Origin of the sequence: Streptomyces sp. CNQ085, from assembly GCF_022614595.1 — a bacterium.
Classification (GTDB): Bacteria; Actinomycetota; Actinomycetes; order Streptomycetales; family Streptomycetaceae; genus Streptomyces.
This window is the reverse complement of the sequence record NZ_JAJFAU010000005.1, coordinates 63,248-77,880: the sequence shown is the minus strand read 5'-3', so window position 1 is coordinate 77,880 and position 14,633 is coordinate 63,248. Positions and strand designations below refer to the sequence as shown.

11 protein-coding genes and 2 pseudogenes are annotated in these 14,633 nt (G+C 70.8%); 4 read left to right on the top strand and 9 right to left on the bottom strand.

The window, feature by feature from the left end; genetic code table 11:
- Window positions 1–411: 411 nt before the first annotated feature.
- The 3 genes from LJ221_RS02305 to LJ221_RS02295 form a co-directional block, all read right to left on the bottom strand.
- A complete protein-coding gene (locus LJ221_RS02305) occupies window positions 412–1,158 on the bottom strand; it encodes a TIGR03936 family radical SAM-associated protein (protein WP_241713254.1) in 747 nt (248 codons plus the stop codon).
- Window positions 1,159–1,310: 152 nt separating this feature from the next.
- Complete coding sequence (locus LJ221_RS02300; RefSeq protein WP_241713252.1) at window positions 1,311–1,907, bottom strand: GNAT family N-acetyltransferase; 597 nt, start codon at window positions 1,905–1,907, stop codon at window positions 1,311–1,313.
- A gap of 85 nt (window positions 1,908–1,992) precedes the next feature.
- On the bottom strand, window positions 1,993–3,165 hold the full coding sequence (locus LJ221_RS02295) for a helix-turn-helix domain-containing protein (RefSeq protein ID WP_241713250.1): 1,173 nt from the start codon (window positions 3,163–3,165) through the stop codon (window positions 1,993–1,995).
- A 756-nt stretch (window positions 3,166–3,921) separates the two neighbouring features.
- On the opposite strand from LJ221_RS02295, the gene tgmA reads away from it, so the two are divergent.
- From tgmA to LJ221_RS02275, 4 genes and pseudogenes are all read left to right on the top strand, one after another.
- On the top strand, window positions 3,922–4,233 hold the full coding sequence (gene tgmA, locus LJ221_RS02290) for a putative ATP-grasp-modified RiPP (protein ID WP_241713267.1): 312 nt from the start codon (window positions 3,922–3,924) through the stop codon (window positions 4,231–4,233).
- A gap of 29 nt (window positions 4,234–4,262) precedes the next feature.
- A pseudogene (tgmB, locus tag LJ221_RS02285) lies at window positions 4,263–5,179 on the top strand (ATP-grasp ribosomal peptide maturase).
- Window positions 5,176–5,964, top strand: a complete 789-nt coding sequence (locus tag LJ221_RS02280; protein WP_241713248.1) for a protein-L-isoaspartate(D-aspartate) O-methyltransferase — start codon at window positions 5,176–5,178, stop codon at window positions 5,962–5,964. The pseudogene tgmB and the gene LJ221_RS02280 overlap by 4 nt, the downstream one beginning before the upstream one ends.
- Before the next feature lie 100 nt (window positions 5,965–6,064).
- Window positions 6,065–6,301, top strand: a complete 237-nt coding sequence (locus tag LJ221_RS02275; RefSeq protein WP_241713246.1) for a DUF6087 family protein — start codon at window positions 6,065–6,067, stop codon at window positions 6,299–6,301.
- Window positions 6,302–6,736: 435 nt separating this feature from the next.
- On the opposite strand, the gene LJ221_RS02270 is transcribed toward LJ221_RS02275, so the two are convergent.
- From LJ221_RS02270 to mreB, 6 genes and pseudogenes are all read right to left on the bottom strand, one after another.
- Window positions 6,737–8,665 carry a TIGR03960 family B12-binding radical SAM protein gene (locus LJ221_RS02270; RefSeq protein WP_241713244.1) on the bottom strand — a complete coding sequence of 643 codons (1,929 nt, stop codon included), beginning with the start codon at window positions 8,663–8,665 and terminating at the stop codon, window positions 6,737–6,739.
- Window positions 8,666–8,842: 177 nt separating this feature from the next.
- A complete protein-coding gene (gene rodA, locus LJ221_RS02265) occupies window positions 8,843–10,036 on the bottom strand; it encodes a rod shape-determining protein RodA (protein WP_241713242.1) in 1,194 nt (397 codons plus the stop codon).
- Window positions 10,033–12,147 carry a penicillin-binding protein 2 gene (gene mrdA, locus LJ221_RS02260; RefSeq protein ID WP_241713240.1) on the bottom strand — a complete coding sequence of 705 codons (2,115 nt, stop codon included), beginning with the start codon at window positions 12,145–12,147 and terminating at the stop codon, window positions 10,033–10,035. The genes rodA and mrdA overlap by 4 nt, the downstream gene beginning before the upstream one ends.
- Before the next feature lie 43 nt (window positions 12,148–12,190).
- Window positions 12,191–12,871 (bottom strand): rod shape-determining protein MreD, encoded by a 681-nt coding sequence (mreD, locus tag LJ221_RS02255; protein ID WP_241713239.1) that lies wholly within the window; start codon window positions 12,869–12,871, stop codon window positions 12,191–12,193.
- 8 nt (window positions 12,872–12,879) lie between these two features.
- Window positions 12,880–13,842, bottom strand: coding sequence for a rod shape-determining protein MreC (gene mreC, locus LJ221_RS02250; RefSeq protein ID WP_241713237.1), 963 nt, complete (start codon window positions 13,840–13,842; stop codon window positions 12,880–12,882).
- Window positions 13,843–13,957: 115 nt separating this feature from the next.
- Window positions 13,958–14,557, bottom strand: a pseudogene (gene mreB, locus LJ221_RS23865) (rod shape-determining protein MreB); the annotation flags it as partial.
- Window positions 14,558–14,633 lie beyond the last annotated feature (76 nt).

Genomic DNA, 14,633 nt, shown 5'->3' with positions numbered 1-14,633 from the left:
GGGCGGGCCCGCCGGCCGGGACACGGCGCGGCGGCGCCGGCGCGGCGGCAGCGTGTCGCTGGGGCTGCCCTGCCCGGTCTCCGCCTCCGTGCCGGTCGCGGCGGGCACGGCGGACGTGGTCTCGATGTTCTCCGCGGGTGTGGACTCCGCGGATTCCGTGGATTCGCGCATGCGGGCGGTTCTCCCGTTCACGCTCCCGGGCGCCGTGCCTCGATCCGGCCGGGCTCCGCCTCTTGTGCGCGGCCCGCTGTCCGGGGCGCGGGCGCCGCACGGGAGCTGTCGTCTCGCTCGCCGGTTCCGTGCCGTCGGGCTCGGACACGGCGAAAGTCTGCTGGTGGATGCGCCTGCCTGACGGCCGGACCCGGGTGGCTCCCTGGTGCCTCGCACATCGGCGGCGCGGCGGCGGCGGCCTTACGCGGTACCGTCCGGCACCGTCGCGGCGGGGGTTGCGTCGCGGTCGGGCGCAAGCGGATCGGTCACCGTGCCGGTCTCCTCATCGAGCGGCCCCTGCGCCAGCCTGGTCACCGCTGCGGGGACCGGCGGCGCCAGGTCGGCCGTAGCTCGGAGGCCGGACAGGACGTCGTCGGGTCGTACGGCAGGTGTCAGGTGCCGTACCACCAGGCGCAGTATCGCACAGGGTCCCTCGCCGAGCCTATCGGACCCGGCCGGGGCGGCCTCCAGCGAGGCCACGGCGGCACGCGTGTCGAAGGTGCGCACGCCCTTCTTGGTCTGCCTGCTGACCTCGACGGACTCCGCCGCGAGGAAGACCTCCGCCGCCTTGCGGGCCTCCTGCGGCTCCACCCCGTCGAGCCGCAGCTCCCAGCGGGAGGCCGTCAGACGGTCGGCGAAGCCGCTGGTGTGCGCCTCCACCGCGTCGACGACGTCGAGTCCGTCGGGCAGCGACCCGTCGAGCAGCCGCAGCAGCGCCTCCGGGTCGCGCCGCTCGGTGAGGGCGATCTCCAGGTACTCGGCCTCGCTGCCCGTGCCGGTCGGCGCCGCGTTCGCGTACGAGACCTTCGGGTGCGGGGTGAAGCCCGCGGAGTACGCCATGGGCACCTCGGCCCGGCGCAGCGCCCGCTCGAAAGCGCGCTGGAAGTCGCGGTGGCTGGTGAACCGGAGGCGGCCGCGTTTGGTGTAACGCAGGCGGATGCGCTGCACCGCGGGTGCGGGCGGCGGGCCTTCGGGCTGTCGCTTGCCCAGGATCCTTCTCCTTGCTGCGGGGTGGCGCGACAAGCGCCCCTCGGTCGAACACTGGAGGCCGGGCCGTCCCCGCCGGTGCGGGGCCGGTAGGCCCGTACCTGCCCACCAGCCTACTCGCCGGCGGCTTGGGCCTCTCCCGGCCCGGCCCTCCGCACCCGCGGCGCGGCCGGTCCCGTGGCGATCCAGTACCGCAGTTTCTTCCCCCGCCGGTCCTCGAAGACACCACCGCACTTCTCGACGACGCGGCGGGAGGCTGTGTTGGTGTCGTCGCAGGTGACCAGCACCGGGTCGATGCCGACGGAGTGGACGACGGGCAGGGCGGCGCGCAGCATCGCGGTGGCGTGGCCGCGGCGGCGGGCGGAGGCCCGGACGTCGTAGCCGATGTGGCCGCCGTAGTCGAGCAGGAAGCCGTTGAGCCTGTGACGGACGGCGATACGGCCGAGGTAGGTGTCGCCCTCGACCCACCACAGGGTGGTGCACGGGACGTGGCCCTCGGGGCGCGGGCCGTCCTCGTCGGCGTCGGCGCGGACGGCGGCGGCGTACTCGGCGAAGACCTCCGGGTCCTCCCAGCGCCCGCCGTAGCGGAGGATGTCGCGGCCGAGCATCGAGTTGTCCTCCCGCACGCCGCGGCCCTCGGCCTCGAACTCCTTCATCGCCTCCAGGAAGGAGGCGTGGACGCGGGGGCCGGGGAGGATCAGCTCGGGCATGCGGCCAGTGTGTCAGCGCGCCCCGCCCCCGGCCAGCGGATGCCTCTGGCCGGGCCTTCCCGCCGATGCGGCCCGTCATCCGCTGTCAGAGGTGGATGCCCGCCCTCTTCGCCAGAGTGTTGATCCTCGGATTGCTCCGCCGGTGCAGGGAGACGAGCACCCTGCTCAGTTCCTGACTGGTGGGGTGGACCTTCGCCATCTGCGGCGCGGCGTTCCAGGCCGCCATGAGGGAGTCCACCGCGCCGTCCCGGTCCTTCAGGGCCAGTTTCGCCCTGGCGATGTTCATGTGGAGAGGGCCGATGCGGGTCGCGGGCAGCGAGTACCCGTTGCGGAGGTACCTCTCCGCGTCCTCCAGCGCCTCGGCGTTCCTCTTCAGATCGACCCGGGTCGCCACCACATGGGTGACCGTGTTCTCCGGACCGAAGTGCACGCCCTGCACGTTGACATCGGTGCCGACGGCCTCCGCGGCCTTTCGTGCGGCCTTGATGTGCCGCTCGGCGGTCCGGTCGTCCCGCAGCCGGCCCGCCAGCGTCATCCCCCTGAGGTGCAGCAGCCCCAGGGCGAGGTGGCGCGGCCTGCCCCACATGGTGGATTCGGCGAGCACGACCGCATGGTCCACCAGGGCCAGCCCTCCGGCGAAGTCGCCGCCGTTGAGGAAGGTTCCGGCCTCGTCACGGGCCGCCACCGCGCGGGTCAGGGCGTTCGCCCGCTCCGCCGCCTGCACCTGCCTGGTGACCGCCAGCTCCGCGAGTGTCATCCAGCGGTGCCGGGCCGCCAGCCAGTAGACCGCGCTGTACACGTCGGCGACCTTCGCCCAGTCCTCGGGCAGTCCTGTGCCGTGGGCGTGGTCCTGCACTCGCCGCAGCAGACCGGGCAGGGCCCGGGTCACGGCGGAGAGGTCGGCGTCACCGCGCAGACGGAACAGCTCGGCGAGATCCCGCTCGAGCCGGTCACCCCGGACGGGCTCACCGGTCGGGAGGTCGAAGCGCCGCATGACGCTCCGCAGCTCGTTCAGCCGGTCCTCGTCGCCGGCCCGTACCAGAGCCTGTCCCAACAACTCGTCCAGCGTGATCCCGAAGGCGTTCGCGAGCGCCGCTCCCATGCTCTGGGTGAGCGGCCGGTCGCCTCGCTCGATCTTCCCGAGCATCGACTTCGACATACCGGCCCTGACGGCGAGCTGATCCTGCGGCCAACCCCGCCGCAGACGCAGAACCTTGACGTTCGCGCCGGGCCCGGGCGTGGTGATCTCCGCACTCATGCGCCATGTCTTCCTGGTCGGTTGTCCCGGTCTCCATGCTCTCAGGGGCTTCTACCCATGCCTTGGGTTGTGCACTTCTTGTGCGCCTTCACAACACGCATCTGTCGTTGACTGATTACGGAAAGCGACAACAGGCGACGAGCGGCAAGCTGGGGGCCTAATGATGACGATCTCGGTATACCGGGTGTCCGCTGACGGCAGGCGACGGACAGTCAAGCGTACGCACACGGTAAAGCCGGTCGACCAACCTCCGAAGACAGACCGCTGGCCCCCGTGCCAGTGCCTCCGGTGCCGAAGGGGAAGCCTGCGCCCCGTCCCGCCCACCGCGTAGTGAGTGCCTTCAGCCCTCTGCCGGGAGCGGCGCCGCACCCCCCGAGCGGCCGTCCGTGCCCAGCGCAGGCGGACGAAAGGCACGTATGGACCACAGGCATGTGCTGGTTGTACTGCCGGCGCTCACACATTCCCGTGATCTGGCTCGGGCCTGTGACCTCTTCCGGGATACAGGCGCCGTTCTACGGATGCCGTGAGTGCATCGCCGAACTGGACCACATGGTCTGGGCCTATGTGGAAGCGAAGGACCGCCTCTGATCTCCCGCCTCCCTGGCACGTAGGCCGCCACCAACCCCACGGCAGAGGCTGGTTGCCACGGAGGCGGGGTTCCACCCCGCTCCGGGCGCGCCCGGTTGATGGACAGGTCGAGCGCGACCCGGGCGGGTTCACCCGAACATCACTGCGAAACCCACTATGGAGGACAACGTGTTCAATCACTCGGATCGGCTCCCGACCGATTCACCGGTGCCCCAGGGGCATGCAACCGCCGTTCCGTGGGGCGTTCGGAGGATGGCCCCGTACCCGGCCTTGGCGCCCGGCTACGCGCGAGCCGAGATCGACCCCACGACGCAGACTGCCCGCTACTTCGACCACAGCGGGCAGGTCATGGAGATGCCCGGACATGGCACCAGCACCGGCACGAACCCGGCCACAAACACCGGCAACCCGTCGGACGGCTCCGGGCCCGGTGGCTCCGGTGGCGGTGACCAGGACACCGGGAACGACAGCGACCAGTGATCAATGACGGCCCGGTGCTGGTCGTCACCATGATCGACGACCCTACGACCGACCTGGTGATCAACGAGCCGCACAACCGGGGCACCCCGGTCGTGCGGCTCGACTCCGGGGACTTCCCCGCCACCTTGTCGGTCGCAGCAACCATCACTGAAGAGGGCGTCAGTGGAACCCTGGTCACCCCGACCCGCGCCGCAGACCTCTCCCACGTCCGCTCCCTCTACTACCGGCGTCCTTCGGGCTTCGCCTTCCCGCACCTCAATGAGCAGGACGCGCGGTTCGCCGTCACACAGGCCCGTTACGGACTCGGTGGCGTCCTCGCGTCCCTGCCCGGCTGTCTGTATGTCAACCACCCCACCGCATCGGAGACGCCGAGTTCAAGCCCCCGGGGCTCGTCGCTGCGGCGCAGTGCGGCTTCAAGGTCCCCAACACGATGGTCACTTCCGGCCCCGAAGCGGCAAAAAGGTTCGTCAAGGACCACGGCCCTGCCATCTACAAGCCCCTGTCCACTCCGCTGTACCGCGTGGACGGGGCGTCCTGCACCGTGGAGGTCGGGGAAGTCACCGCCGACCAGCTGGACGAACAGGTGGCCGGCACCGCCCATCTCTTCCAGAGGCGCGTGGACAAGGTCGCCGATGTTCGGGTGACGGTGATCGGGGACCGGATCTTTCCCGTCCGTATCGACTCCGGCCTTCTGGACTGGCGAACGGACTACGGCAAACTCTCCTACCGCGTCGTCAAGCCCCCGGACGGCCTCGAAGCCGCGCTCAGGCGCTACCTCGCTTACTTCGGGCTGGTCTTCGGCGCATTCGACTTCGCCCTTGACCGCCACGGTGCATGGTGGTTTCTGGAGTGCAATCCGTCCGGCCAATGGGCCTGGCTGGAGCCGCCTACCGGGCTGCCCATGGTCTCCGCCATGGCCGACCTGCTGGAGCGTCATCCGCGATGACCACCGACAAGATCCTTCGTGAAGCACTGGCCGACCACATCACGGCCAGCGGCGATCTTCGTTCACCGGAGTGGCGTCAAGCCGTCCTCGGCATTCCACGGCACGAGTTTCTGCGCGGAGGCTTCTTCCGGCGCACGGACGAAGGGGGCCGTACGGGCTGGGAGCCGGTTGGGCCGGAGAACCCGGCCTGGCTGTCGGCCTGCTACTCCGACGACTCGCTGGTGACCCAGGTCGCCGGAACCGTCATGCCGACCGACATCGAAGGCCGGATCTACCGGCAGCCGACCAGTTCGAGCACCTTGCCCGGCCTCGTGGTCCGGATGCTGGAGGAACTGGACGTCGGCGACGGCATGAGCGTCCTGGAGGTCGGCACAGGGACGGGATACTCCACGGCGTTGCTCTGTCACCGCCTGGGCGACGAGCTGGTGGCCTCTGTCGAAGTGGACGCGGAGGTCTCAGGCCGCGCCCGAGTCGCCCTGGGACGGGCCGGCCACTTCCCCGACCTTGTCGTGGGTGACGGTCTCAGGGGGCACCCCGAGGGCGCTCCCTACGACCGGCTGATCGCCACCTGCGGCGTTCTGCACATCCCTGCCGAGTGGATCGCACAGGTGAGGCCGGGCGGGCAGATCCTCGCCACGGTGGGCGGCTGGCTCTACTCCTCGGAGCTGGCACGCCTCACCGTGCGGCAGAACGGCACGGCGACGGGACGCCCGCTGGGCGGTGCCGTCTCCTTCATGCTCGCCCGTCCACAGGTCCCCCACCGCTGGGGGTCCTGCCCGACATGAGTGAGGGAGAGGAGCGGGAAACCCACCTGCCGGACGATCCCCTGGAGGACTGGACAGCACGGTTCGTCGCGCAGCTCGCCGCGAAGCCCGAATCGGCCGAATGCGCATCGTGCACGCCTACGGCCCCCGACGCGGTGAACATGTGGATCCCGGCCAGCCGAGGTTGGTCGAGCGGTGGAACGGATCATCGTGGGAGTTCTTCACGATGGCCGACAACCTGACTCATGCCCGCAGGATCGTCCGGCCTCCCACCGAGCAGGTATCCCGGGAAGAGACCCCTGAGCCTCCTGCCGACCCCCTGGCTCCCGGACGCGGCCGACACCGTAAGCCACGATGAACGAGGACCGGCACGTCGGTGGCCGCTCCGAGGTCATGCACACCGAAGAGCCCCGGTAGTCGCGGGAACTCATAACCGAGGGCAGAAGCTACGGCGCCATCACCCAGGCGCTGTGAGTGGTGCGGACGACCGCCTGTCGAGCGCTGACGGGTGTGGAGGCGTGAGCATGCGGTGGAGGAGCGTCTGAACAGATGCGTCCCGCAGCGCCCACAGCTTTCCCCTCACATCGACAGCCGGTGTCCCGATTGATGCTTCCGGCCTTCGGGCAGCGGGGCCGAGGTCCCTGGCTTTCCGGAACGGGAAAGCCTCTCGTCCGTGCGGGAACCGCACCTCACGACGAGCGGCATGCGGCCAGTGTGTCAGCGCGCCCCGCCCCCGGCCAGAGGGTGTCTCTGGCCGGGGGTGGGGCCGCGGTGCCCGCGGGCGGGCGGCGGGCTACTTGTTGACGACCGTCAGCGGGAGCAGCTTCTTGCCCGTGGGGCCGATCTGGATGGAGGTGTCCATCGCCGGGCACACGCCGCAGTCGAAGCAGGGGGTCCAGCGGCAGTCCTCGACCTCGGTCTCGTCGAGGGCGTCCTGCCAGTCCTCCCACAGCCAGTCCTTGTCCAGACCGGAGTCGAGGTGGTCCCAGGGCAGGACCTCCTCGTAGGTGCGCTCGCGCGTGGTGTACCAGTCGACGTCCACGCCGTGGGGGGCCAGAGCGCGCTCGGCGCACTCCATCCACAGGTCGTAGGAGAAGTGCTCGCGCCAGCCGTCGAAGCGGCCGCCGGCCTCGTAGACGGCGTGGATGACGTCGCCGACGCGCCGGTCGCCGCGCGAGAGCAGGCCCTCGACGATGCCGGGCTTGCCGTCGTGGTAGCGGAAGCCGATGGAGCGGCCGTAGCGCCTGTCGCCGCGGATCCTCTCGCGCAGCTTCTCCAGGCGGGCGTCGGTCTCCTCGGCCGACAGCTGCGGGGCCCACTGGAAGGGGGTGTGGGGCTTGGGCACGAAGCCGCCGATGGAGACGGTGCAGCGGATGTCGTTGGAGCCGGAGACCTCGCGGCCCTTGGAGATGACCTTGGCGGCCATGTCGGCGATCTGCAGGACGTCGTCGTCGGTCTCGGTGGGCAGGCCGCACATGAAGTACAGCTTCACCTGGCGCCAGCCGTTGCCGTAGGCGGTGGCGACGGTGCGGATCAGGTCGTCCTCGGAGACCATCTTGTTGATGACCTTGCGGATGCGCTCGCTGCCGCCCTCGGGGGCGAAGGTCAGGCCCGAGCGGCGGCCGTTGCGGGTCAGCTCGTTGGCCAGGTCGATGTTGAAGGCGTCCACCCGGGTGGAGGGCAGCGACAGGCCGATCCTGTCGTCCTCGTAGCGGTCGGCCAGGCCCTTGGCCACGTCGCCGATCTCGCTGTGGTCGGCCGAGGACAGCGACAGCAGGCCGACCTCCTCGAAACCGGTGTTCTTCAGGCCCTTGTCCACCATCTCACCGATGCCGGTGATGGAGCGCTCGCGCACCGGGCGGGTGATCATGCCGGCCTGGCAGAAGCGGCAGCCGCGGGTGCAGCCGCGGAAGATCTCCACGCTCATCCGCTCGTGGACGGTCTCGGCCAGCGGTACCAGGGGCTGCTTGGGGTAGGGCCACTCGTCGAGGTCCATCACGGTGTGCTTGGACACCCGCCACGGTACGCCGGAGCGGCCCGGCACGACGCGGGCGATACGGCCGTCGGGCAGGTACTCCACGTCGTAGAAGCCGGGGACGTACACGCCGCCGGTCCTCGCCAGGCGCAGCAGCAGCTCCTCGCGGCCGCCTGGGCGGCCCTCGGCCTTCCATGCCCGGGTGATCTCGGTGATCTCCAGTACGGCCTGCTCGCCGTCGCCGATGACCGCGCAGTCGATGTAGTCGGCGATCGGCTCGGGGTTGAAGGCGGCGTGGCCGCCGGCGACGACCACGGGGTGGTCCGCGGTGCGGTCCTCCGCCCGAAGCGGGATGCCGGCCAGGTCCAGGGCGGTGAGCAGGTTGGTGTAGCCCAGCTCGGTGGAGAAGGAGACGCCGAACAGGTCGAAGGCGCCGACCGGGCGGTGGGCGTCCACGGTGAACTGCGGGACCCGGTGCTCGCGCATGAGCTTCTCCAGGTCCGGCCAGACGCTGTAGGTGCGCTCGGCGAGCACGCCCTCGCGCTCGTTGAGGACCTCGTAGAGGATCATGACGCCCTGGTTGGGCAGGCCGACCTCGTAGGCGTCGGGGTACATCAGGGCCCAGCGGACATCGCAGGCGTCCCAGTCCTTGACGGTGGAGTTCAGCTCTCCGCCGACGTACTGGATCGGCTTCTGGACGTGCGGGAGGAGGGCCTCCAGGCGCGGGAAGACCGACTCGACAGGCATGGGTGGTGTCCTCGGATGCTGGGGGTTCGCTGGTTCTGTGCTGACGGTCCGCGCGTGCGGCGGACGGGGGTGACCATCCAGCGTAACGCCTGCCGGGGCGGGCCCCGCGCCCGCGTACCGGCGGGGGCTGGTACGCGGGCGGGTCCGAGGCCGGGCGGGGCCCGGGCGGGTCCGGGCTCAGGCGGAGACCGGGCGCTGCACCCGGATCGACTGGAGCAGCCCGATGGCGATCCAGACCGCGAACATCGAGGTGCCGCCGTAGCTGACGAAGGGCAGCGGCAGACCGGCGACCGGCATGATGCCCATGGTCATCCCGATGTTCTCGAAGGACTGGAAGGCGAACCAGGCGATGATCCCGGCGGCGACGATCGTGCCGTACAGCTCGGTCGTCTCCAGTGCGATGCGGCAGGCGCGCCACAGCACCACGCCCACCAGGAGGATGATCAGCCCCGCGCCGAGGAAGCCCAGCTCCTCGCCCGCGACGGTGAAGACGAAGTCGGTCTGCTGCTCGGGGACGAACCGCCCGGTGGTCTGGCTGCCCTCGAACAATCCCTTGCCGTAGAGGCCGCCCGAGCCGATGGCGATCCTGGCCTGGTTGGTGTTGTAGCCGGCGCCGGAGGGGTCGAGCGCGGGATTGGCGAAGGCCGCGAAGCGGTTGATCTGGTACTCGTCGAGCACGCCGAGCTGCCAGACCAGGACGGCGCCCACGCCGCCCGTGGCCAGCAGGCCGATGATCCAGCGGTTGGAGGCGCCGGAAGCCAGCAGCACCCCCAGCACGATCACGACCAGCACCATCACCGATCCCATGTCGGGCATCAGCATGACGACCCCGATCGGCACGGCGGCCAGCGCGAGGGCCTGCACCACCGTGCGGTGGTCGGGGTGGAGCCGGTCGCCGGCGTCCACCTGGGCGGCGAGCAGCATCGCCATGCCCAGGATGATGGTGATCTTGGCGAACTCGGCGGGCTGGAGCGACAGACCGGCGCCCAGGTCCAGCCAGGCGCGCTGGCCGTTGATCGTCGCGCCGAGCGGGGTGAGTACGAGCAGGGTGAGCAGCACCGACAGGACGTACAGCACCGGGGCCGCGCCGCGCAGCCTGCGGTGGCCGAGCCAGACGGTGCCCGCGGACAGCGCCACGCCGATGGCGAGGCTGGTCAGATGGCGCCACAGGAAGTGCTGCGGGTCGCCCTCGTTCAGCTCGGTGCGGTTGCGGGTGGCGGACCACACCAGCAGCGAGCCCAGGACGGACAGCGCCACGCAGGCCAGCAGCAGCGTCCAGTCCAGGCGGCGCAGGACGGAGTCGCGGGCCGTCAGTCTGCTCCAGGCGGAGCGCTCCTGCCAGGGCCGCCCGTTGTAGGAGTGGGTGCTCACGGCTTGAAGCCCTTCTGGCGCAGGGCCTCGATGGTGCCGTCCGGGTTGATCTCGGGAAGCTTCTCCTGCGGCTCGGGCAGCAGGGCCCTCTTCCTGTCGATCTTCCCGTCCTCGCCGACGCCGTACAGGGCGTCGTAGATCGCGCGCACCGCGGGGCCGGAGGCCCCGGAGCCGGTACCGCCCTGGGAGATCGTCATCACGATCGCGTACTCGTCGGTGTAGGTCGCGAACCACGAGGTGGTCTGCTTGCCGTGGACCTCGGCCGTACCGGTCTTGGCGTGCATGGGGATCTCCTTGTGCGGCCAGCCGGCGTCGGCGAAGCGCCAGGCGGCGGTGCCGCGGGTGGCCACGCCCTCCAGCGCCTCGTCGGTCAGGCGCAGGGTCCTGGCGTCCATCGGCAGCCTGCCGCGCTTCTTCGGCTCGATCTCCTCGACGGTCCTGCCGTCGGGGCTGATGACGGCCTTGCCGACGGTGGGCTCGTACATGGTGCCGCCGTTGCTCAGGGCCGCGTAGATGGCCGTCATCTGAATGGGCGTCACCAGTGTGTCGCCCTGTCCGATGGAGTAGTTGACGCTGTCGCCGGCGCGCAGTCTGTTGCCCTCCAGGCAGTTCTCGTACGCGATCTTCTCGACGTAGTCCCCGTCCTTCTTGCCGTACTCGCACCAGGCGTCCTTGTTGGCCTCCCAGTACTCCCGCTTCCACTTCCGGTCGGGCACACGGCCGGTGACCTCGTTGGGCAGGTCGATGCCGGTGCGCTTGCCGAGGCCGAACTCGTGGGCCATCTTGTAGAACCAGTCGTCGGGGTTCTTCCTGGGCTTGTGGCCGCCGTCCTTCTTCCACTCCTCGTGCGCCAGGGCGTAGTAGACGGTGTCGCAGGAGACCTCCAGCGCACGGCCGAGGTCGATCATGCCGTGGTTCTGGGATTCGAAGTTCTTGAAGACCTGGCCGCCGATGCTGTAGGAGGACGGGCAGTTGTAGCGCCCGTTGAACGGGTAGCCCGCCTTGACGGCCGCGGCGGTCGGGATCACCTTGAAGATCGAGCCGGGTGCGGCCAGCCCCTGGATGGCCCGGTTGAGCAGCGGGTAGTTGGACTTCTTGCCGGTGAGCCCGGCGTAGTCCTTGGCGGAGATGCCGCCGACCCAGGCGTTGGGGTCGTAGTCCGGCGCGGAGGCCATCGCCACGATGCGGCCCGTCTTCGCCTCCATCACCACGACCGCGCCCGCGTCCGCCTCGTAGTTGCGGTTGGTGTTGTGGTCGTGCTGCTTGCGCGCCTCCTCCATCGCCTTGACCAACTCCTTCTCGGCGATGGCCTGGACGCGCGCGTCGATGCTGGTGACGAGGGAGGAGCCGGGCTCGCCCTTGTCGTTCTCGGCCTCCCCGATGACGCGGCCGAGGTTGTCCACCTTGTAGCGCGTCACACCCGCGTCGCCGCGCAGCGCCGCGTCGTACTGGCGCTCCAGGCCGGAGCGGCCGACCTGGTCGGAGCTGAGCAGCGGGGAGCCGGTGTCCTTGGTCTGTGCGATCTCCTCGTCGGTGACGGGCGAGAGGTAGCCGAGGACCTGCGAGGTCCGCGCGCCGTACGGGGCCGGGTAGCGGCGGACGGCGACGGGTTCGGCGGTGATGCCGGGGAAGTCCTCCTGGCGCTCGCGAATCTGGAGGGCCTGCTGCGTGGTGGCCTCATCGGTCACCGGGATCGGCTGGTAGGGGGAGCCGTTCCAGCAGGGCTGCGGGGTCTCGGCGTCGCACAGGCGGATCTTCTCGGAGACCTCCTTGTACGCCATGTCCAGGACACCGGCCAGCCGGGTGAGGACGGCCTCGCCGTCGTCGTCCATCTTCATCAGCTCGGTGCGGCTGGCGGAGACCACCAGCCGGGTCTCGTTGTCGGCCAGCGGCACACCGCGTGCGTCGAGGATGGCCCCGCGCACTGCGGGCTGGACGACCTGCTGCACGTGGTTGCCCGCGGCCTTCTCGGCGTACTCCTCGCCGTTGCGGACCTGCAGGTACCACAGCCGCCCGCCGAGGGTGAGCATCAGGGAGAAGACCAGGATCTGGATGGCGATCAGCCGGATGGTGACCCGGGGGGTGCGCCCGGTCTCGGGGATGTTGCTCACTGCGTCTCCGTCGCAATCACAGTCGCCGCCGTCACAGTCGCCGTCACAGCCGCTTGACGCCCTTGATCCGTCCCGTTCCGCTCCTGGGGGCCCGGGCCGCCAGACCGCCGCGCCGGGCGGCGCCCGCACGGCCGCGGAGTCCGCCGAGCCCTCCGGAGCCGAGCAGTCCGCCGTAGGTGCGGGCGCCGTCGCCGGCGCTGCCGGCCGTCTCGGCGAGCGGATCGTGCGCGGTGCGGCGGGCCAGCGCCATGATCACCGGGACGGTGAAGGGCGCGAGCAGCAGGTCGTAGAGGGTGGCCGTGGTCAGCAGCAGGCCCAGGCCGACATGGCGGGCCGCGGTGTCGCCGACCAGCGCGCCGACGCCGGCGTAGAGCAGGGTGGAGGAGAGCGCGGCGCCGGCCACGACGAGCATCGGGACGGTGGCCGAGCGGTGCTGGCCGTTCTCCGGCTTGGTCAGGCCGGCGGCGTAGCCGATGACGCACAGCACCAGGGCGTAGCGGCCCATGGCGTGGTCGGCGGGCGGCGCGAGGTCGGCCAGCAGCCCGGCCGCGAAGCCGACCAGGGCTCCGCCGGTGTGGCCGTACACCAGCGCCAGGCCGAGGACGGTCAGCAGCAGCAGGTCGGGGACGGCGCCGGGCAGCTGGAGGCGGGCCAGCACGCTGACCTGGACCACCAGGGCGACGACGACGAGCGCGGTCGAGAGCAGGATCCGGTTGGGGTGCATGTTGTCGGTCAGCTCCTGGAGGGGCCGGGGGTGGCGTCCGCGGAGGTGCCGGCGTCGGCGTCGGCGGAGGGGGTGGCGGTCACGGTGACCGTCGGGGCGGGCCGGTCCTTCGGCTTGGGCGGGAGGACCGCGTCGCGGGGGTCGGTGCGCGGTGGTCTGACGACGACGCCGACGATGTCGAGCTTGGTGAAGCCGACGTACGGCCGCACCCGCACCGTCCGGGTGAGGCCGCCGCTGTGCGGATCGACCCGGATGACCTCGCCCACCGGCACGCCGGGCACGAACGGCCGGTCGTTGCTGGAGCCGAAGGTGACCAGGCGGTCGCCCTTCCTCACCTCGGCCTTGCTGTTGAGGAGCTGGACGGTCAGCGCGCTGTCGCCGCGGCCGGCCGCGAAACCGAGCTCGCCGGTGCCCTCCATCCGGGTGCCGACGGTGAAGTCGGGGTCGTTGGCCAGGAGGACGGTGGAGGTTCCCGGGCCGACGGTGGTGACCCGGCCGACGAGTCCGTCGCCGTTCATCACGGTCATGTCTCGCCTGATGCCGTCGTCACGGCCGATGTCGATGGTGACGGTCCAGGAGAAGCCCTGGGCGGCGCCGATCCCGACCACCTGGGCGGCCTTGATGCCGTACTGCCCGGCGCCCGCGGTCCTCAGCAGGTCGTCGAACTGCTCGACCCGGTGGTTGTCACGGTCGGCGGCGGCGAGCCTCTGCTTCAGTTCGGCGTTCTCCTGCTCCAGTACGCTGATCCGGTCGTGGCGTTCGCCGGAGTCCCGTACGGCCCCGATGGCGTTGCCGACGGGGTCGACGGCGGCGGCGACGCCGCTCTCCACCGGGCCGAGGACGGACGCGGCCACCTGCCGCGCTCCGTCCAGCGGCGATCGCTCACCGCCGCGGATGTCCACCGTGATCAGTGCGAACGCGATGGCGACCAACAGAACGAGCAGCAGCCGGCTCTCTCGTGTATCCCTCACGTGCGACGGCCGTGCCTTCCCTTGTCCGACTTGTCTGACCGTGGTGTCGCTCCGGTTTCCCGGGCCGCTCGCCTCCGCTGGCCGGCCGGGCGCGGGGAGCCGGTCCGGCCCGGCGTCACCGCCGCGGCTGGGCGTCGAGCACCTGCTGGAGCGCCTCGAACTCCTCGACGCACTTGCCCGATCCCAGCGCCACCGAGTCCAGCGGGTCCTCGGCGATGTGGATGGGCATGCCCGTCTCACGCCGCAGCCGCTCGTCCAGCCCGCGCAGCAGGGCGCCGCCGCCGGTGAGGACGATGCCGCGGTCCATGATGTCGCCGGAGAGCTCGGGCGGGCACTTGTCGAGGGTGGTCTTCACCGCGTCCACGATGGAGTTGACCGGCTCCTCGATGGCCTTGCGGACCTCGGAGGCCGAGATGACCACGGTCTTGGGCAGCCCGCTGACCAGGTCGCGGCCGCGGATCTCGGTGTGTTCGTCGTCCTCCAGATCGTGCGCCGAGCCGATCGTGATCTTGATGCTCTCGGCCGTGCGCTCGCCCAGCAGGAGGCTGTACTCCTTCTTGATGTGCTGGATGATCGCGTTGTCCAGCTCGTCGCCCGCCACCCGGATGGACTGCGCGGTGACGATCCCGCCGAGCGAGATCACGGCCACCTCGGTGGTGCCGCCGCCGATGTCGACGACCATGTTGCCCGTCGCCTCGTGGACCGGCAGCCCCGGGGGGGGGGGGGGGGGGGGGGGGGGGGGGGGGGGGGGGGGGGGGGGGGGGGGGGGGGGGGGGGGGGGGGGGGCGGGG